This is a genomic window from Mycoplasma bradburyae (assembly GCF_024339025.1).
Classification (GTDB): domain Bacteria; phylum Bacillota_I; class Bacilli_A; order Mycoplasmatales; family Mycoplasmoidaceae; genus Mycoplasmoides; species Mycoplasmoides bradburyae.
Window position 1 is genome coordinate 443,692 of sequence record NZ_CP101415.1, and the last position, 20,818, is coordinate 464,509.

Here is a 20,818-nt window from a genome sequence, read left to right on the forward strand (position 1 = left end):
ATGCAAATAATTATTAATAAAAATAAGATGTCAAAAAAACTAAATAGACAAAAGTTTGAACAAGTACCATTATCCCTAGCAAACTTAAGTTTAGGAACGATTGGTCTTGGTTTTGCTTGAAACGCATTGTTATCACACTTTGCACAGTTTGATGAAATTAAAGATAAATATAACATTGCTAGTTTATCAATCCTAGTTATTTCAGTTATCTTTTCTTTACTATATGCTTTGCTTGTAATTAGCAAATTTATTCTTAATAAAAAACAATTTGTAGGTTTTTTAAGAACACCTAAAAAAGCAGGATCAGTGTTCGCTTTATTTATGGTTGTAGGGGTTTTTGGAAACTTTCTAGGATTCATTAATGTCAATTATTTTGATAGTAATTTTGCTTTTAGTGTAATAGTTAATATTATTATCAGTTTTGGTAGTTTATGCCATGTTTTTAGTTTAATTTATTTCGTTAATGTAGTTTTGGCAAAACATGATCTTGAAAAAGATGAAATGTATGCTTCTTGGTTTCTACCATTAGTTGGGCTTGGGATCGCTTGTAATTTTTATGATAATATAGGGATTGATAATAAATATTATTTAGCTTATTTTCAAGTGCTTTGATTAATTTGCGCAATCCTGTTTATCGGTTCATTTTTCTTATTTGGATACAAGCAATATTTCAAAGGTTATACTGATAAAAATGATTATGCTTCTATGGCTATAATGGCTGTTGGCCCTAATTTACTATTGATAGGTTTTACAAAGATTTTTAATCCTTTAACACCAGCCGTTTTAATTAATTTCTCAGAACAAGCATTTCAAATTTTCATCTATTTATTTATCTTATTTTCAGCTATTAGTTTATTTATTTATATCTTATCAATGATTAAGATGTTAGTGATACATAATTCTAGTTTTGCTTGAACTGCATTCGGTTTTTCTGGAGCAATTACCACAATCGCAATTTTTGATGTATTAGATACCATGAACGCTCCAACTAGTTTTAACTACATCTTATATTTTGCGGGAATAAGTTTAATTAGTATCGTTAGTTTAGTGATTACATTCTTAAATATTAAAGCGCTATTAAGCTTCAAACCTTGGTTTGAATACAAAACACAAACTCATACTTCAGGTATGATTTAATTCTTAAAATTTTATTAACTTAAATTAACAATATAAATTAATAATTTAGAACGAAATAATAATAAATCCACCAATTTACTTGGTGGATTTATTTAATGATTTATAAAAATTATTCTTTATCTTCTTCTTGTTGTTCATTATTCGGTTTTAAAGATGGATTTAAAACTGATTCAACTTTTTTATCAATTTCGCTAGTTGCTTGAACGATTGCAATTATTCCAAAAACTGGAACAAAGATTCCGACAATAAACAAAGTTCGGATTCTTGATAATTCTAAGAAATTTGTCTTAATTCTTTTAGCTGCTGAAACTGAATAAAAAATAAACATTATTCACGCTATAAAGATTATCAATAATAAAGTTGAGTATATTGTGTTTAAGACTAAATTATTGGTAGCTTGGTTATTTGCGTTATTTTCGTAATTAATAACATTTTTAATAGCAAAAAAAGCTTTTAAATTTTCAAAAAATGTAACAATAATACCTAAAATAGAAGTAACTATATATAATCCGATAAAAATCTTAAAAGTTTTATTAAATCATGCTTTATTTTCTAATAATTGGTTGGCTTTATTGTCGAATAGTTCCTTTACCATAATTGAAATTCCATTATTATCTTGTTTAATTATTTTAAGTTAAATATTATTTATTTGTTAAATAAGTTGACTAAAATATTATTTAGATTTTTACAAAAACAAATAATTGATTGAATAGTATTTTATATTCAACAAATAAAAAAACAAAGATGTATTAACATAAATTATCGTTATTTTTTATTAGTAATTAATGCTATCTTTGTTTAATAAATTAATTTAATGTTTTGCATCTTTTACCGTAATTTCTTTATATTATTGATATTAGTTATCAATCAATTTCTGTTTATAGATAATACAAAGAAAATGATAACTTAACTTATTAATTAATAACTATTTTATAACCAATGAATTTTAAGATTAAGTTATGTATTAGTTTATTTTTATTAGTATTAAAAAGTTCTAATGAACTTTATTTTTTTTTGTTTTCAAAGTTCCATTCTAAAATGTTGCTTATTCGTTATAATATCATTAATCCCGCAAAATATGTTCTAACAACAGCGGAACATTAAAAAATAACCAATGAACTGCTGTTGCTTGTTGTTCTCTGGAAAAAAGGTGAATAGCAATGCAAGAACAGATAAAATTAAATATTTTAAACGCAATAAAAAACGATTTAAATAATAATCAATTATCTAAATTAAAACAGATCTTAGATGAAGAATTTAATCACTACGATATCAATAAAAAAGAAGATATTAATGATAAAAATGATGAATTCTATTTAGATAGATTTATATCTGCAAAACGAATTGAAGGTTGTTCTAACAAAACGTTATTGTATTACTACAATACTATATCAACATTATTAAACGATATAAACAAAAGAATAGTAGAAATCGCAACAGATGATATACGAGAATATTTAATTAAATATTCTCAAGACAAACAACTATCTAGAATTACCATAGATAATATAAGAAGAATATTTGCTACTTTCTTTTCTTGACTAGAAGATGAAGATTACATATTAAAAAGCCCTGTTCGTAGAATTAAGAAGGTTAAATCAATATCTAGTGTAAAAGAAATTTATTCTGACGAAGAATTAGAATTAATGCGAGATAGTTGTAATAATCCTAGAGATTTAGCAATTATTGATATGTTAATTTCTACAGGTATGAGAATTGGTGAAATGGTATCTTTAAATATATCTGATATCAATTTTCATGAAAGAGAATTCATTGTATTAGGTAAAGGGAATAAACAAAGAGTTGTTTATTTTGACGCTAGAACTAAGCTTCATTTATTAAACTATCTAAAAAGTAGAAAAGATAAAAATCTAGCGTTATTTGTTGGTAAAAAACTACCTTATAATAGAATCACAATAGGAGCGGTAGAAACCATGTTAAGAAAAATAGGAAAATCCTTAAATATAGGTAGGGTTCATCCACATAAATTTAGAAGAACAATGGCTACTGTAGCTATAGATAAGGGAATGCCTATTGAACAAGTTCAAAGTTTATTAGGGCATACAAGAATTGATACTACATTGCAATATGCAATGGTTAAACAAAGCAATGTAAAAATTGCTCATAGAAAATATATTGGATAACTATATGTTGAGAAAGTTTGAATTAAGAGAATTAATAAAGATAAAGAACGGAAAAGATTATAAGGAAGTAGTAGGTGGTAGTATTCCAGTATATGGCACCGGCGGGATTATTAAATACACAGATAGCTATCTTTCAGATAAAGAAAGTATTCTACTTCCTAGAATAGGATCACTGAAAAACATATTATATGTTAATCATAAGTTCTGAACAGCTAATACTATGTACTGAACGGAAGTTAATAAAGAATTCGCTAATGTTAAATATTTGTATTACTATTTAAAATTATTGAATCTTTCCCCTAGAAATACAGGTTCAACATTACCAAAAATGACATTTGACACTTACTACGATTTAGAGGTGTGACTTCCATCAATCGATGAACAAGAAAAAAGAATAAAAATAATAAATCAAATAGATTTGAAAATTCAGAAAAATAATAAGATAAACGATAATTTATTTATTGATTTCTTAATCAATCGTTGCTTGACCGTTCATTAATAGTGGTAATAGAAAATCTTTAATTTCAGATAGTTTCTCGTTTTCTTCTTTATTTTTTAAAACAATTGATCTAATATTATGCAAAATAATTTCATAAGAATTTAATGTTTCTTTATCAGGGATCATCACCATCAAAGAACTTAAATTGTTTAGACTTAACGAAGCTCTAGTTGAAGCCATACATGAATTATGTAAATAATTATAGATTGGTTTAGATTCGAAATAAGATCTAATATATTCTTTTAATGCTGGATCTTTTACATTTATTCTTGCTAACGCAACATTAAATGCTCCTTCAATTCCATATCTAACTCTTCCTGCATCGCCATATTTATCCATAAGAATGTCAAATTTATCTACTATAGTTAGATTATCTTTTATAGGGATGTAAGTTTTGTGTCCATCGCTATTATAATCTCTGTTTTGTATAAATCTGACATAGCCTTCCTTCATAGAATAAATAAAATCTTTTTTAGGGGGTTGGTAACTACTTTCCCATTTTATTAAATCTGTTAATTTTTCTACTTTTCAACCTTCAGGAATATTTCTTTTAATAAATTTATTTCAAATTAATTTACCACCTGATAGTTTATAAGGTTTATTTTTCTTATTACAGAAATTTAAATTATCAAATCAATGTTTATATAAAAGCTCGATTTGCTTTTTTAAATTATCGTTTATAACAAATTAATATTTTCTTCTTTTTAATCGCAAAATACATATCTTTATATGTATAAGTCATAACTAGTGAGATTAATTAGACAAAAAGAAAATAATGATTGCGGAATAGCTGTAATAAGGATGTTATATAATCATTATTTTGAAGCTGATTTAAACGATTTTTTAATTAAAGCAGATAATCATATTGGCAGCAGTGGCATTAATATTTCGCAATTTGAAGAAATTGCTAGAAAACACCATTTAATATGTGAATCATATCAAGCAAGTTTTAATGAATTGATAAAACTAAAAGATGATTTTTTAGTTTGTTTATTAAAAAACGAAGATTTTAATCATTTTGTTATCGTTAAAAAGAATGCTAATTCTTTTTTAATTTTTGATCCAGGTAGTACTTATAAAAAACGGATTAGTTATAAAGAATTTGAATCAATCTTTTCAGGAATTTTAATAACAATTAAACCTGATATAGATAATTACCAACCGATAGATTACAAAACTTCATTTATTTTTAAAAATTTAATAAATATTAAATGTATCATAGTGTTTTTATTTATTGAGTTATTAATTACATCAACTAGTATTGGTTTAACTTTTTTATTTAAGATACTGATTAATGACATTATTAACACATCGATAATTAACAATATTCTTATAATTATTACAACTTTTATTTTTATAAAAGTCATCAATTTAATTGGTAGTAGCTTACTAAGTATTTGGCAACAACAAATAATTAAGAATAGATATCAGTATTGATGATCACAATTACTATATACTTTTTGCAATCATAAAACAATTAAGATTGTCAAAGACGATATCGGAATAATATATAAATACGATGATTTTTTAACAACTTGTTTAGATTTTTATATCAAGAAAATTTCTAGTTTTATTAACAATCTTCTGATTGTTATTATTGCAATATTTTTACTTTATCGGATTCATATATTCTTTTTATTTATTACATTGTTTCAAAGTTTTGTTTCATTAGTATATTTAATTCTTAATCTACTTTGATTTAGAGGTTATAATCAAAGATCTAAAGAGTTACAGATTAAACAACAAACATGCATATATGAATTTCATAAAACAATTGTTAATTCTATGCATGAAAAATTCTATAAAGAATGGATTAAGAATGTCAATGATGTGTTTGGTGATAATTTAAATTTAAATCAAAAAATACATTACAGTGCTAATGTTAGTAATGGGATTTTTGAACTTATTAAATATTTCTTAACTAGCATTACTTTAGTTGTCGGAATTTCTTTAATTATTAATTTAAGTACGATAGATTTAGCTACATTAATATATGTTAGCACATTACAAGGTTTGTTAATTGGTAGTATTGATGGTTTGATTAAATTCATTAATGAATCTTATGAATTTAATATTGCTAACAATAAAATTGTTAATCTTCTTCTACTAAGAAAAGAGTCAAATAATTTAATCAATTTTTCAAAAAAAATTAGATCAGTTGAATTTAAGAATATCTTTCTTTTCTTTGACAACACTCCAATAATATCTGATCTTAATTTATTCATTGATAAACCGACATTTTTAATTGCAAGGAATGCTAGTGGTAAATCTACTTTAATGAAAGCAGTTATTAAAAGACAACTATTATCTTCTGGTGAAATAAAAATTAACGAACTAAATATTAATAAATATTCAAACGAATGATTTCTAAAACATGTTGTATATCTATCTGATCAAAGATCAAATGTTGAACTTAGTAATGAATGATTAATTGATTTTATGAAAAAGAATAAAAGACCAGAATTATTAAAAATCATCGAATATTTTAAGTTATTTGATGCTGATAAATATAATCTTAGTTCAGGTCAAAATCAAGTTTTAAAATTGTTGCATTCATATAACAGTCGTAACAAGTTATTTTTACTAGATGAAGTTTTGAATAATATTGATGAATCAATCAAGCATCTTGTTTTTGAAATTATTGTCAAACAAATTATTAAAAATAATCTAACTATTATGATCGAACATGATAATAGTTTTAGTAAATACTTCGAAAATCAAATTAATTTACATGAATACCAACAAGTTTATCAATAGCATAATTGCTGGCTTAATGGTTGCAATAATAACTTTTTTAGCCATCATGTTTTTAGTCAAAATTAATATTTATGAAAGTTATCCTTTCAGAAAATTTGAAAACACACTTTATATAAACTTTGATAAAAAATCAGAATTAGCTAATTTTATCGATAAAACTAAACCTAAATACCTTATTGGATATTACAAAAATAATCCAGATTCAATGATATTTAACATCACTGAAATTAGTGATCAAAACAGCATTTCATTAGAAGCTAATTCAATTAATCAAAATATTGGAACGCTTAGTTTTTATTTAGGAAAAAGTCGTTTATACCAACATTTAATTAAATCGGTTAATCTATAATAAAGAATATGATTAATCATTTTGAAGTTAATAAAATCCCAGCAAATTTAAAAGACGATTTTGATGATTTATTAAAAATAATAAATAAAAACTTTTCTGAACATTTTGAAATTAAAAACGGATTGTTTTATGAACTTAGTTTTGTTAGCGAAGCAAAAAGTTTGGAACTAAATACAACATTAAGACATAAAGAATATATAGCTGATGTTATAAGTGTTTGTTTATGAGAAAATGCTGAAATTGTTAGCCCCTTACTAGGTGAGATTTTTATTTGTTCTAAAAAAATATCAAAAGATGCTATAAAATATGGTGTTGGATATTTATATTTATTAATAAGAATGATTATCCATGGTCTATTACATTTATTAGAGTTTGATCATGAACAAAGTGATGCTTATGAATATGTCACTTTAACAATTCAAGATCAAATTCTTGATAAAGTGATAAAAGAAGTTAAAAAGAAGAAATGAAAAAATCAGGAATTGTTGTCATTACTGGATTAGCTAGTGTTGGTAAATCTACTTTAATCAATAAAATAGCTAAAAATAAAGTAGCTATTGTTTCGAAATACGATCAAACTACTCGCAATGTCATTGCGCATAAAATTTCACATGACAAAGTTGATTATTTATTGCTAGATACTCCTGGTTTTCATAAGAGTTTTAACAAGTTAAGTTTATTCTTAAATAGTGAAATCAAACAAGCCTATAAACATGCTCATGCTTGCATTCTAATTGTTGATAGCTCTAAAAAACCAAATGAAGAGTTTAGCAATCTGTTAAAAATCATGAAATCTTATGAAATTGACAATCTAATTGTTATTTATTCTAAGATCGATTTAATTAAAAATGAAGATAATATTAATATTGCCGATCGATTAATTAATGAATCTTTTATAGTGATCAAAACAATTAAAAGTAATTTAATAGTTGATGATATTAACGATATCATTGATGAAGGTTTGGAACAATTGTTAGTCGATGATTACGAAATTCCTGAATCTGAGTTAGATGAAAATGAAAAAGATAATTTCGAAATTCGAGAAATTATTCGTGAAAAAGTTCTTGAAAATACTTTTCAAGAAGTCCCTCATTCAGTTGCGGTTATTCTAGAATCTAAGAGTTACAATCAAGAAAAAAAGATGTTTAACATCGATTGCGCGATTGTAACTGAAAGAGAATCGCAAAAAAAGATTATTATCGGCAAGGGTGGTTCAATGATTAAAAAGATCGGTATCCAAGCTAGAAAAGAACTACTTAGCATTTATGACTGTAAAATTAACCTGAAATTATTTGTTAAGGTTGAAAAAGAATGACGAAACGATGATTATTTAATTAAATCATTAGGTCATAAAAAATGAGTTCTATAACCAAAAAGGGTTACATCATTGATTATTTTGATTATTTAGAAAATGATCAAATTATTAAAATTCTTTTTCAAGATAATAATATCTTAAGTTTGATAGCTCTTGGAACGAAAAAAATTTTATCTAAAAACGGTAGATACATCACAATAGGTTCTTTACACAACTTTGAATATTTTCAAGCGAGAAGTACTGAAAAGTTATCTAAACTTAAAAAGATTTATCCTATCGATACGAAAGATACAACGGTTAGTGAATCATTACCAATTATCGTTTTAAATGAATACTTATCTAAGAAAAAAGGTGAATTAGATGCTAATTACTTTAATTTTTATGAAGATATTATCAATTACGTAATTAGTAAAAAATATTCAAATGAAACAATTATAATCTACATTTTACTTACGATCATTAAACTAGAAGGAATAACTTATCAACTAACTAATTGTGGGATATGTGATTCTAAGAAAATAATCACCATATCATTCAAATCTATGTATGCTTTATGTGAAGAATGCGCTTATAAATATAATGAATTCTCATACGATCAAAATTTCATTAAAACATTTATTTGATTAATTTATAAAAATTCTTATGAAATTTCTTCCTTAAACAATAAACAATACATATATTTAATAAAGGGGCTTGCGAGTTCAATATATTGAAACGCAGGAATTTATTTAGAACAATTATTTAGTTATTTAAAAAGTTAAAATAATAATATTATGAGCTTAACACAAGAACAAATAGTTAATTTTTTAAAAAACTACGGTTTTGTTTATCAATCATCTGAAATTTACAATGGACTAGCTAACTCTTGAGACTATGGTCCATTAGGTGCTTTATTAAAAAATAATATCAAACAGATGTTATTAAAACATTTCGTATTTTCGCAACCAGATATGAAATTATTAGACAGTTCAATAATTTTAAATCCTGAAGTATGAAAAGCATCTGGTCATTTAGACAACTTCTCTGATCCTTTAGTTGATTGTAAAAATTGTAAATCACGTTATCGTGCTGATAAATTAATTGAAGAATTGAATGATGAATCTATTAAGATTACAGAAAACTCTGAAATTAGTTATTTAGAAAAAATCTTACAAGATAAACAAATCAAATGTTCAAAATGTGAAAGTTCTAATTGAACTAATATCAGACGTTTTAATTTGATGTTTAAAACATTTCAAGGAGTAGTGGAAGATTCGTTAAATACGATCTATTTACGACCAGAAACTGCACAAGGAATTTTTATTAATTTCAAAAATGTTGTAAGAACTCAAAGAATGAAATTACCTTTTGGTGTTGCTCAGATTGGTAAAGCTTTTAGAAATGAAATTACTCCTGGCAACTTCATTTTTAGAACTCGTGAGTTTGAACAATTTGAAATTGAATATTTTTTAGATAAACAAATAATTAATTCTAAATTTGATCAATTTGTTGATCGAATCGAAGATTTTTTACTTAATAAAGTATCAATTGATAAAAGCAAGATAAGAAGACATGATATTCCTAAAGATGAATTAGCGCATTATTCATCTAGAACTATTGATTTTGAATACAACTTCCCGCATGGGTGATCTGAACTATGAGGTTTAGCTCATAGAGGTAATTTCGATTTAACAGCTCATTCTAATCAATCAGGTAAGTCATTAGAATACAATAATGATACTGATGGAAGCAAGATTATTCCAGATGTAATAGAACCTTCTGTAGGTATTGAAAGACTTCTTTATGCAATCATTTGCGATAAGTATGAAGTTGAAAAACTAGAAAATGACGATCAAAGAGAAGTGTTGCGATTACCTGTAGAATTATCTCCATACCAACTAGCTGTATTACCTTTAGTTAATAAACTAAAAGATAAAGCTTTTCAACTTTATCAAGATTTATTAAGTATAAGCGATAATAATTTACGCTTTGATTTTGATAGTTCTGGATCAATTGGTAAACGTTATAGAAGATATGATGCTATTGGAACTAAGTATTGTTTAACATACGACTTTGATTCATTAGAAAAAGAAATCGTTACAATAAGAGAACGTGATAGTATGAAACAAATTACAATGCCGATATCTTCACTTAAAAAATGAATAAGAAATAATTTTAGTTTAGATGAGTAATGATTTAAACCAATTAGCTAAATACATTCGTGAAAATGTTAGTGTTTCTTCTGTTATTTCTAAATATATTGATTTAGAAAAGAAAGGATCTAACTACAAATCTTTATGTCCTTTTCACGATGATAATAACCCTTCATTTAGCATTAATGATGCCAAACATGTTTGAAAATGCTTTAGCTGCAATGAATCTGGTGGTGTTATTGAATTTGTTGCAAAAAAAGAGAATCTTAAATTTGTTGAATCACTTAAAAAGATTGTTGAATTAGAAGGTATTGATCTTGATAGTTTAGGTTATTCTTTAGAAATTAAAGAACAAAATCCAATTAAAGAAGAAGATCAACAATTCTACGAATTAATGGAATTTTTAGCTTGAAAAGCTGAAATTAATTTAAAGCTTGAATTTAGTAAAAATGATCTATTAGAAAATTTTTTAACTAAACGAAATTTAATTGACCCTGATATTGTTAGGAATTTTCGAATCGGTTTTCATCCTAAATCTTATACGATTAAAAAACTAGTAGAAGACATAAAGGTTTTCTATAATAAAAAACTAAACAAAGATGTGGATGAAAACATCATTTTATCTGACCTAAGATATATTAAATATATTTCTGATAAAAATTATCTTTATTTTACTGATAGAGTGATGTTTCCGATAAAAAACTCGATCAATAAAGTAGTTGGTTTTTCTGGAAGAACAATTTTAGCGGATAATCCAACTAAATATTTAAACACACCAGAAACCGATTATTTTATTAAAGGGGATATTCTATATAATTACAATTCTTTAGAGTTTAATAAAGAAAATTCAACCTTATACATTTGCGAAGGTTATATGGATGTTATCTCTTTACATCGCATTGGTATCAAAAATGCTGTAGCAATCATGGGGACATCGATGACTGATAATCAGATTAATTTAATTAAGTCTAAACTTAATAAAATTAATGAAATTGTTTTATGTCTTGATAATGATGAAGCAGGTAGAAAAGCAACAGAAACTTGCATTAAGTTATTAGCTTCTAGAAGAATACATAACGTTTATAAGATTGATTATTCTCAAATAATCCAAAAAGATTTAGACGAAATTTATCATTCTGAAAATGGCGAAGTATTATTAAAAGAGTTGATAAATAAGAAGTTATCTACTAAAAAAGAACAAGAAAATGTAGTCTATAAAGAAGATAAACTAGCAACTCAATTAGTGAGTGAGATTGAGTCGATCGGCTATGAAGAAATAGAAGAAGATATCGACTTTAATGCAGCTATGAATAGCTATAACATTAATAAAAAACTTAATGAGCAATTACTAAATTTTGTAATAGCCGCTATTAAGATTTGTCATTACTATATTATTGTTCATAATTATTCAACTTATGAAGACCTGCGATCGGTTAGTACTAAGATTGTAAGTAAAATCAATTATTATAAACCAATCAGATATTTCTTTAATACACTTTTGCAAATTAGTTTAAACAGTAGAGTTATAAACACAATAACTAGCGAAGAACAATTAAAAAGAATTCTTTTCTGTTATAACTTTGCCGATGATTTCTTGAATGAATTCAATAAATGTATTTCGAGTAAAATCAATTCTATTTATTTAGATAAAGCTAAAGAAGGTACATTAAAAGATCGGATTATTGCTAAAATTAAAATTAGTATTTTCAATGATATTTTACGCAAATACAAAAAACATATTAACGATAATTTAAGTCATGATTCATTTAGTAATATTAAAAACAACTTATTAAAAAACATTAAATATTTAAATAGTTCTTCATTAGCTCATGATAAGAATTTAAATGAACAGCAGTTGATCGCTTCATTAAAAATTCATGAGAATGGAATATCAGGATTTGAAGAAAAATATGAACTTCATTCTAAAAAAGAATTAAAAGAATGAATTGCTAAAGGCGAAATGTTTAAACTTGCTGAATTAAAAAATTTAAATGTTTTAAAAGAAATTATCAAATAAAAATTTTTTGAGCATTATTTTTATAATATTCTATAATTAGGTATTAATTATTGCTATTTCGTCATTAATTACAATAAATGTCAAAAAAAACTAAATCAACTGCGGATAATAAAGCCGCTTTAAAATCTAAAAAAAATAATCAACTTTCTTTAAAAGAACGCATTGCGTTAGCTGAAAAAGAAAAGAAAGAAAAGAAAACTAATGCTAAAGCAGAACCTAAAGCTGCTAAAAATTTAGTTTCAAAATCGGAAGAAATCAAAGAGAAAAAAACTGAATCAACTAAAAAAACAAAAGAATCTAAAGCTAGTTATAAAAATAAAAAAGAAGAAAAAGTTGAATCTAAATCTTCTAAAAAATTAATTAAGAAATCAAATAAAAAAGTAATAGAGGAAAATTCTATTAATGTTGACGACATTATCATTGATAATGATATAAACAATGATGATCAAGATGATAATTTTGAAGATGATGATTCATCTATTGACTTAAATGAGTTTAAGGGTAATAACTATAAATCATCATTTAAAGAAACTGATTTTAGTCAAGAAGATGAATTAGAAGAAAAAGACTTAGATTTATCTGATTTTTTTGCTGACACAAAAATTGACTCTGAAAAACCATTAACTGATCAAAAACGCCAAAGAGGTCGTAAACCTAAGCATGCTCCTAGTAACGAAAAAAACGATTTGGTTTATCATGAAGTATTAGAAGCTTCATCTAAGACTAAAAATAATGATCAAGATACAATTCAAGCTACTAAGACGCTTTTAGCAAAAGCTAAAAGATCTAAAAAACTATCTAGTGAAGATATTATCGATGTTCTTAGAGTTTATGAATTTACTGAACAAGAAGATTTAGAAATAATCGAAGAATTAAAAGATAACAATATATCTTTAGATAAAGATGTCGAAGAGAGAATTTCGTTATTTAGAAAAAATCAAGACTTAAGCGAAATTGACAGAAATCTTGACGATTTGGTTAACAAAGGTGCTTCAACTAAAGATAAAGTAGAAGATAACGTTAAAGCGTTTTTAGGGACTTTAGGTTCTTCTAAAATTCTTTCGTTTGAAGATGAGATTCAAATTGCTAAATTGTTAGGTAGTAGTGATGAAGATACTAAGGACTATGCTGTTAATCAACTTGTAACTTCAAACTTAAGATTAGTAACTTCAATTGCTAAGAAATATTTAAATAGAGGATTGGACTTCGTTGATTTAATTCAAGAAGGTTCGATTGGTTTAATGAAGGCTATTTCTAAGTTTAACTATAAACTTGGTAATAAATTCTCGACATATGCTACTTGATGAATTAGACAGGCAATAACAAGAGCTATTGCTGATCAAGCTAGAACAGTTAGAATTCCTGTTCATATGGTTGAAACAATCAACAAATTGATTAAAACAGAAAGACTATTAACTCAACAATTAGGTCGAGACCCAACTTTAGAAGAATTAACTGAAGCAATGGGTGGTCAAGTTCATGGTTTTACCCCAAAGAAAATTGCGGATATTAAAAAACTTAACCAAGAACCAGTTTCTTTAGATAAACCGATTGGACATGATGAAGAATCGCAATTCGTTGATTTTGTTAAAGACAGAGATATTTTAAAACCAGATGAATTTACTGAAAAATTAATTGTAACTGAACACATCAACGAACTTTTTGTTAATGCATTAACAAAAAAAGAAGAACAAATTATTCGTATGAGATATGGATTAAGTCCATACAATCAACCAATGACTTTAGAAGAAGTTGGTGATCAATTCCATGTAACTAGAGAAAGAATTCGTCAAATCGAATCTAAAGCTTTAAGAAAACTAAAACACCCTTCTAAAAATGCTAAATTACGTTCTTTCTTAAAATATGATGCAGATTAAAAATGACTCAAAAAATTAAAGCTATCGCAAGTCTTATAGATAAAGCTTTTTTAGTTGCTGATGTTGGTTGTGATCATGGTCATCTAGGAATTGAATTAATCAAAAACAACAAAACAGAATATGTTTTAAATATTGATATTAACCTAGAACCATTAAAACAAGCAATATCTAACACAAAAAAAATTGTTGGTAAAGAAAGAATTATTAATATTGTTAATGATGGTTTAACAAATTTAAACATTCAAAATCCAATAGATTATTGTGTAATTGCTGGAATGGGTGTTACTAAAATTAACGATATTATTAGTAATTCATCAGTTGAATTAAAAACTTTAATTTTACAACCTGAAAGAAACCATATTAAACTAAGATATTTTTTAGTTAAAGGTGGCTATGAAATTGTTGATGAAAGAATAGTTTATGAAAATAAACATTATTATTTAATTGTTAAAGCAATTAAAACTGAAAATGAAATATATTTAACTAATACTGATTATGTTCTAGGTCCGATCTTAAAAAATCAGATATCTCCAGAATTAATTGGTTATGTTGAACAACAAAAATCATTAATTGATAAGATCCCTGAACAATCTCGTAATAAGTTGCAAACTATTTCATTTACAGAATACGATAACTTTTTAAAAGCACATGCAAATTAAAAAAATAACAAACTGAATATTAAAGCTATTTCCTTTAAAAAATCAGTTAGCTTTTGATAATGCTAAATTAATAAACCATAAGAATTTAAAAAATGAATTAAATAAGCTTTTGATATGTGCTGATTACGATGGTTATAATTTTAAGTTAGCTAACAAGTTAAATGCTAATTTGATTATTTCGCATCATCCAATGTTTATTGATAGCAACGATTTAAAGAATGATAACTTTATTCGAAATGCTTATGATGATTTTCAAAAAAATAATCGCAGTTTTTTAGTTTTACATACAGCTTACGATTTTAATGAAAAAGGTGCGCATGCTTATTTTTTTAAGTTGTTAAATATTAATAAATTTAATGTTACACCAATCAATCACTACTACGAATTTGAAATTAATAGTTCATTAGAAGAGTTAATTGAATCATTAAAATCAATCAAATATATAGATCAAGTAAAATATTTATCAACATCTAAATTTAAAAAAAACCTTAAAAAAGGTTTGATTTGTTTAGGTAGTGGTTATAGTTCAAATCAACAAGATATCGATCTATTTAAACAATATGACATCTTGATTACTGGCGATTTAAAATGATCATCATGAATCAACGCAGTTAATCATCATGTTAATGTAATTGATATAGGTCATAATGTTGAATCAATTTTTATTGATCATATTAACGAATTGTTAGTTGATCAATTTAAAAATGAATTGAATAAAAATCAGATAATCTTAGGGCATAATCAATTCGATATAATTAAGAAATAATCTTATGAATATAGCAGGATATATTAGTATATTAGTAATTTTAAGTTTATTGATTGGTTATTTATTTGGTTCAATTATGTTCGCGGACGTAGCTAGCGTTATCTTAAAAAAGAATGTAAGAGAACTAGGTTCAAAAAATCCAGGTACAACAAACTCTTTTAGAGTTTTCTCTAAAAGAGTTGCTATTACGATTGGTTTTTTTGAAGTTATTAAATCTGTAATACCCTTTGCTATCATATATTGTATTTACAATTTTTGATTAAAAGATAAGCTTATAGAACTTGATCAAAATATTAATAATAAGATTTATTACTTAACTTACTTAGCGCCACTTGCTGCTATATTTGGTCATATGTATCCTGTGTTTGCTAAATTTAAGGGTGGAAAAGCAGTAGCTACAACCGCAGGGTTTGTATTTGTTGTTTCTCCTTGATGATTTTTGATTATTGCTGTAACTTGATGAACAATTACATTAATTACAAAATATGTATCATTATCATCTATTGTTTGTTTTGTAATTTTTATCTTTTTAGTTTATATCCCTTATTTAGATTATCTGTGATGGTTTAGTTTTGATAAGATAACTTATCTAACTTATCAAAACGACTGACACATTATCACTTTTTTTGGAATAGCTAATTTTATTTTAAGCTTTTCAGTTATCTGAAAACATCGCGCTAACATTAAACGTTTAATTAATAAACAAGAAAATAAAGTTACTAAAAAGTTTTAAAATGGCTAGACGAAAGCAAACGATTGTAGCAGAAATCTTAGATCTCTTAGATGATCTAAGATTATTAATAAGAAGAGATGGTGGCGACCTATCTTTTGAGAACTATGATAAAGGTGTAGTAACCATTAAATTGCTAGGTAATTGTAATGGTTGCAACTTAGTTGATATGACTTATAAAAGTGGTGTTGAGGTTATTCTTAAATCAGAAATACCAGAAGTAAAATCAGTTATTTTAATTCAAGATGAATCGAATCAAAATAATAATTTAAATATAACTAAGTCGCCTTTGTTTAATAAATAACCCCACTTGTATATTAAGCAATTATTAACAATATTAATCTTATTGTGTTAATTTATATAAATATAAATTAAATTTATTACAAAGGAGATTCATTATAAAAGTAATTATATTAGGATCATCTCATGGTGGTTTTGAAGCTTGTAACGAAGTTTTAGAACTATATCCAGATGCTCAAATTCAATGATATGAAAAGGGTGATTTCATTTCATTCTTATCTTGCGGTATGCAATTACACCTTGAAGGTATTGTAAAAGATTTAGATAGCATTCGTTATTGTACTGAAGATATTATGTCTTCTAAGGGTGTTCAAGTATTCAAACAATCGCAAATCACTAAAATTAATCCGGATGCCCACACAGTTGAAGTTTTAGATCTAGTATCTAATCAAACGAGAACTGAATCATATGATAAATTAATTATTAGTCCAGGATCTGTTCCACGAAAATTAAATGTACCAGGCGAAGAACTAGAAAATGTTTATTACATGAGAGGTCGTGCTTGAGCTAAAAAAATACGTGCTAAGATCGATGATGCTTCTGTTAAAAATGTTGTAGTTATTGGTAGTGGATACATCGGAATTGAAGCGGCTCAATCATTTGCTAAAGCAAATAAAAATGTAACTGTTGTTGATATTACTCCAACAATCTTACCTACTTACTTAGATAAAGAATTCACTTCAGTATTACAAGCTGAAATGGAAAAACATGGTGTTAAGTTTGTTCTTAACGAAGGTGTAACTAAGTTTGAAGGTGATACTAAATTAAGTGCTGTAGTAACTAATAACAATACTATTCCAGCTGATTTAGTAGTTATTGCTGCTGGTGTTAGACCAAATACTGACTGATTAAAAGATACTCTTGAATTATTACCTAATGGATTCATTAAAATTGATGAATATCAAAGAACAAGCGCTAAAGATGTATTCGCAGTTGGTGATGCTACTTTAATTAAATTCAATCCTGCTAATATTGATATCAGTATAGCATTAGCTTCTAATGCAAGAAAACAAGGAAGATATGCTGCTAAAAACTTAATTGAAGCTAAACATAAATTCCCTGGTATCCAAGGTTCATCTGCTTTATCAGTATTTGATTATAAATTCGCTTCAACTGGTATTAATGAAGCATTCGCTAAGAAACTTAATTTAGAAATTGACAGTGTTCTTGTTGATGAATACTACAAGATGAGCTTTGTTCCAGAAGAATTAAAAGCTAAAGCAATATTTAAGTTAATCTACGATAAGAAAACTAAGGTTGTATTAGGTGCTCAAATTATGTCTAAACACGACTTAACACCTAATATTAATGCGATGTCATTAGCGATTTATCACAAGATGACTGTTGATCAATTAGCTTATTCCGACTTCTTCTTCCAACCAGAATTCGATCAACCATGAAACCTAATCAACACAGCTGGTTTAATGGCTATTCGTAAAAAATAAATTTAATTTTTTAATTATTAAAAAATACGGCTAGTTTTAGCTGTATTTTTATTTGTTATTGAATAATAGATTAAAAGTTTATAACTATTATTAATTTAATTATTTTTTATTAAGCATTATTCTTTTTAAATTATAGATATTAAATATTAGATATATTTGAACTTATATAACAATAATTAAATTATTTTATTCTTTTTCAAATTGGATAATTATTGATTATTACGATCTATTGTTTTTATCATTTTGTACTTAGCATTTGTTGAGTAATTTTTATAAGAATTCTATGTATTATTTGTATTAAATTTAACTATTTTAAAGAAGGTATAAAATTTCTATTGTAAGTAATAAAACTTTATAACATTCAGTTTTTGAAATTTACACAGCTAAATTAATAACCAACCTTCCTTCATTGAAATTATAAATGTTGTTTTATTATCTTTTAAATTAATCATTAAATACACAGCAACATTCTTTTTCGTATCATTATTAACTTTTATTAAACTCTTATACTATCTCTATAATTCAAATTAGTTAATTGAGTTTTGTTTAAATAAATTTGTTAAATATAATTTTTGTTTTAGGTTTAATTAACAAATTTCAGTGTGTATAAACACAAAAATAACAATAAAAAAATGCAAGAAAAATTTAACTTCTTGCATTTTTTATATTAGTGAAATTTACAGTTATTTCTTATTCTTCGACAATCTAAATAAGAAGAAACTAATAATTATTATTAGAGAAGTAATTAATAGTGAAGCTATTGAGATTACAATAATATTCGTTGTATTCAAACCATCTTCAGGTTTGGTTACTGCTAATATTGTGAAGATCATTCCGAAGAAATTAATAAATCCAATGAATAATGCTACAACATAAGCAATTACCATTGTTTTTCTTTCGAAATCCTTTTTTAACAAAGCATCTTTTTGTTTAATAGTTGATACTAAAATATCAATTGACGATTTAATGTTAGATACTTGGTCGATTTTTTTAACTATAGTTTTTATTGAAGGAATTCCGTAAAAATCATCATACCAGTCAAATTTTAGATTTTCAAGAGATTCAATCTTTTGGCGATAAAAATTAGAATTTTTAGCTATCCGATTGTTATTAAAGTCATATTCAATATCGTGGTGAATTCACTTACGGCTTTCAGAATAAATAATTGCTCAAATATACAGATCAATTAAAGGTTGTTCGTGTTTTTTAATCACAATAAAATCACTTGAAGAATTAATAAAACTAATATAACTCTTGTTGATTTCAACCTCAGATTGATTAATATCATAAATGATCTTATTCCTAGAACCATCTGAGATGTGCGTATTCTTTAAATTCTTCATCAGATCATTATATGAAATGATCTGGGTTGTGTTGGAATTCAAACCAAAACGGTGGGGGTTAATAATTAAAGAATAAATTAAAAACAGATTGGGATTCTTCATCAAGAGATCGCTTGACGAAATGAAAGTGTCTTCATTTTTAACTTTTAATTCTAAAAAGTTAATTGAAGTGTTGAATGCTTCATAGTCCTGAGCTGCTTGTTGTTTGCTTACTTCGTCAATCAGATCATTGAAGTCATCAATCTTATTCCATTCAATCTTATTAGAATTTTTCTTAAGGTATTCTTGTTTAAGATATCTTGATAATTCAATAAAGTCATTAAACGGTCTTTGGTCTGGGTCGCTCTTGATCTGGGTTGGGTTTTTTAAGATGCTTAAGATTAACTCTGGGTTTTCAGAATTAAAATAAGATTTCAATTCTTGATACAAAGCTAGGTTAATCATTGTTAAGTTCATAACCGCGTAAAAAAGATCATCTTTTAATTGATTAATCTTATTTTGATCATAATCCTTGTGTTTTAAGAATTTTTCAGTTATCAAATTATCCCAGTTACTTTTTAACACTTCATAACTTAAAGATTTTTTATAAATGTTCTTATTAAGATTATTTTGGTGTTCTTTGGTATTTTTCTTATCAAAATTTGATAAGAAATCATCATTATCGATAATGTCAATAAGATTGTTTAGTGATAATGGATAAAGTTGCTTGTAAATAAAATATTTAACTAATGAAACCAGATAAATCTTTTCATAGATAGCATCACTGTCTAGCATCTGATCATCAAGATTAACAAGTTCAAAACTAAATGAACCAGATAAGATCTTGTTCTCTTCATTAAGATAGAATCAAAGGTTGATTCTATGAGCATATTGGTATAAGTAACTATTCTTATTTACATCAATGTAATAGTTATATCTTCGTTCATGAAAATTACCATGAACTAGTTCGTTGATTGCAGTTTCTTTTTCAGAAATATAAAGCGGTTCGTGGAATTGATCATAGTTAATGATTTTAAAAAAATCATAATCAGCTGAACCGGTTTTAGAAACGATCTTTTTTAATGCTAAATTTAGCATTAATTTAATCCGATCTTTTCTTGTTAAGTCATCTAGTTCTTTTAGTTTATCTAGTTCTTCTTGATCTAATTGACTCTTAATCTTCGGTAAGATTTTATTAACAAAATATTTATTAGGGTGCTGTTGTAAACTGTTAAAAAACTTTATATTAACGTTGTCAATATAAAATGGATAAGTTGTACTAATACTTAATTTTTCTAATTCTTTGTTAATAGAATTCATAATCTTTTTAATTATATATTTTTATAAAAATATATCTTAACTAGATTGA

19 protein-coding genes are annotated in these 20,818 nt (G+C 25.5%); 16 read left to right on the top strand and 3 right to left on the bottom strand.

The window, feature by feature from the left end; all coding sequences use genetic code 4:
• Positions 1–27: 27 nt before the first annotated feature.
• Positions 28–1,137: an SLAC1 family transporter gene (locus NMG77_RS01830; RefSeq protein ID WP_255046045.1), complete on the top strand. Its 1,110-nt coding sequence runs from the start codon at positions 28–30 to the stop codon at positions 1,135–1,137.
• Between the two features lie 109 nt (positions 1,138–1,246).
• Here NMG77_RS01830 and NMG77_RS01835 read toward each other — a convergent pair whose 3' ends face one another.
• A complete protein-coding gene (locus NMG77_RS01835) occupies positions 1,247–1,732 on the bottom strand; it encodes a hypothetical protein (RefSeq protein ID WP_255035005.1) in 486 nt (161 codons plus the stop codon).
• A gap of 565 nt (positions 1,733–2,297) precedes the next feature.
• On the opposite strand from NMG77_RS01835, the gene xerA reads away from it, so the two are divergent.
• Both xerA and NMG77_RS01845 read left to right on the top strand, forming a co-directional pair.
• Positions 2,298–3,281 (top strand): site-specific tyrosine recombinase/integron integrase, encoded by a 984-nt coding sequence (gene xerA / locus NMG77_RS01840; RefSeq protein ID WP_255046047.1) that lies wholly within the window; start codon positions 2,298–2,300, stop codon positions 3,279–3,281.
• Positions 3,282–3,285: 4 nt separating this feature from the next.
• On the top strand, positions 3,286–3,780 hold the full coding sequence (locus NMG77_RS01845; RefSeq protein ID WP_255046048.1) for a restriction endonuclease subunit S: 495 nt from the start codon (positions 3,286–3,288) through the stop codon (positions 3,778–3,780).
• Here NMG77_RS01845 and NMG77_RS01850 read toward each other — a convergent pair.
• Positions 3,751–4,461, bottom strand: coding sequence for a restriction endonuclease subunit S (locus NMG77_RS01850; RefSeq protein WP_316242948.1), 711 nt, complete (start codon positions 4,459–4,461; stop codon positions 3,751–3,753). The genes NMG77_RS01845 and NMG77_RS01850 overlap by 30 nt on opposite strands.
• Before the next feature lie 66 nt (positions 4,462–4,527).
• Here NMG77_RS01850 and NMG77_RS01855 point away from each other — a divergent pair, with 66 nt between their 5' ends.
• The 13 genes from NMG77_RS01855 to NMG77_RS01915 all read left to right on the top strand — a co-directional run bounded on the left by NMG77_RS01855 (position 4,528) and on the right by NMG77_RS01915 (position 18,127).
• Positions 4,528–6,537 (top strand): cysteine peptidase family C39 domain-containing protein, encoded by a 2,010-nt coding sequence (locus NMG77_RS01855; RefSeq protein ID WP_255046049.1) that lies wholly within the window; start codon positions 4,528–4,530, stop codon positions 6,535–6,537.
• A complete protein-coding gene (locus NMG77_RS01860) occupies positions 6,512–6,886 on the top strand; it encodes a hypothetical protein (protein WP_255046050.1) in 375 nt (124 codons plus the stop codon). Before NMG77_RS01855 ends, NMG77_RS01860 begins: the two co-directional genes overlap by 26 nt.
• Before the next feature lie 8 nt (positions 6,887–6,894).
• Positions 6,895–7,389, top strand: coding sequence for an rRNA maturation RNase YbeY (ybeY, locus tag NMG77_RS01865; protein WP_255035013.1), 495 nt, complete (start codon positions 6,895–6,897; stop codon positions 7,387–7,389).
• Positions 7,353–8,255: a GTPase Era gene (gene era, locus NMG77_RS01870; RefSeq protein WP_255046051.1), complete on the top strand. Its 903-nt coding sequence runs from the start codon at positions 7,353–7,355 to the stop codon at positions 8,253–8,255. Before ybeY ends, era begins: the two co-directional genes overlap by 37 nt.
• Entirely contained in the window at positions 8,243–8,962 is a 720-nt protein-coding gene (gene recO / locus NMG77_RS01875; RefSeq protein WP_255046052.1) for a DNA repair protein RecO, read from the top strand. Before era ends, recO begins: the two co-directional genes overlap by 13 nt.
• A 12-nt stretch (positions 8,963–8,974) precedes the next feature.
• Positions 8,975–10,372, top strand: a complete 1,398-nt coding sequence (locus NMG77_RS01880; RefSeq protein ID WP_255035016.1) for a glycine--tRNA ligase — start codon at positions 8,975–8,977, stop codon at positions 10,370–10,372.
• On the top strand, positions 10,365–12,350 hold the full coding sequence (gene dnaG, locus NMG77_RS01885) for a DNA primase (RefSeq protein ID WP_255046053.1): 1,986 nt from the start codon (positions 10,365–10,367) through the stop codon (positions 12,348–12,350). The genes NMG77_RS01880 and dnaG overlap by 8 nt, the downstream gene beginning before the upstream one ends.
• Positions 12,351–12,427: 77 nt before the next feature.
• Positions 12,428–14,227 carry an RNA polymerase sigma factor gene (locus tag NMG77_RS01890; protein ID WP_255035018.1) on the top strand — a complete coding sequence of 600 codons (1,800 nt, stop codon included), beginning with the start codon at positions 12,428–12,430 and terminating at the stop codon, positions 14,225–14,227.
• Positions 14,228–14,229: 2 nt separating this feature from the next.
• Positions 14,230–14,886 (top strand): class I SAM-dependent methyltransferase, encoded by a 657-nt coding sequence (locus NMG77_RS01895; protein WP_255035019.1) that lies wholly within the window; start codon positions 14,230–14,232, stop codon positions 14,884–14,886.
• Entirely contained in the window at positions 14,876–15,652 is a 777-nt protein-coding gene (locus tag NMG77_RS01900; protein ID WP_255046054.1) for a Nif3-like dinuclear metal center hexameric protein, read from the top strand. The genes NMG77_RS01895 and NMG77_RS01900 overlap by 11 nt, the downstream gene beginning before the upstream one ends.
• A gap of 4 nt (positions 15,653–15,656) precedes the next feature.
• Positions 15,657–16,385, top strand: a complete 729-nt coding sequence (gene plsY, locus NMG77_RS01905) for a glycerol-3-phosphate 1-O-acyltransferase PlsY (RefSeq protein WP_255046055.1) — start codon at positions 15,657–15,659, stop codon at positions 16,383–16,385.
• A gap of 1 nt (position 16,386) precedes the next feature.
• Positions 16,387–16,686 carry a NifU family protein gene (locus tag NMG77_RS01910; protein ID WP_255046056.1) on the top strand — a complete coding sequence of 100 codons (300 nt, stop codon included), beginning with the start codon at positions 16,387–16,389 and terminating at the stop codon, positions 16,684–16,686.
• A gap of 109 nt (positions 16,687–16,795) precedes the next feature.
• The gene (locus NMG77_RS01915) at positions 16,796–18,127 is read left to right on the top strand and encodes an FAD-dependent oxidoreductase (RefSeq protein WP_272456997.1); all 1,332 of its coding nucleotides are present in this window, start codon (positions 16,796–16,798) and stop codon (positions 18,125–18,127) included.
• Between the two features lie 683 nt (positions 18,128–18,810).
• On the opposite strand, the gene NMG77_RS01920 is transcribed toward NMG77_RS01915, so the two are convergent.
• Complete coding sequence (locus tag NMG77_RS01920; RefSeq protein ID WP_255035023.1) at positions 18,811–20,769, bottom strand: MPN338 family protein; 1,959 nt, start codon at positions 20,767–20,769, stop codon at positions 18,811–18,813.
• Between the last annotated feature and the right edge of the window lie 49 nt (positions 20,770–20,818).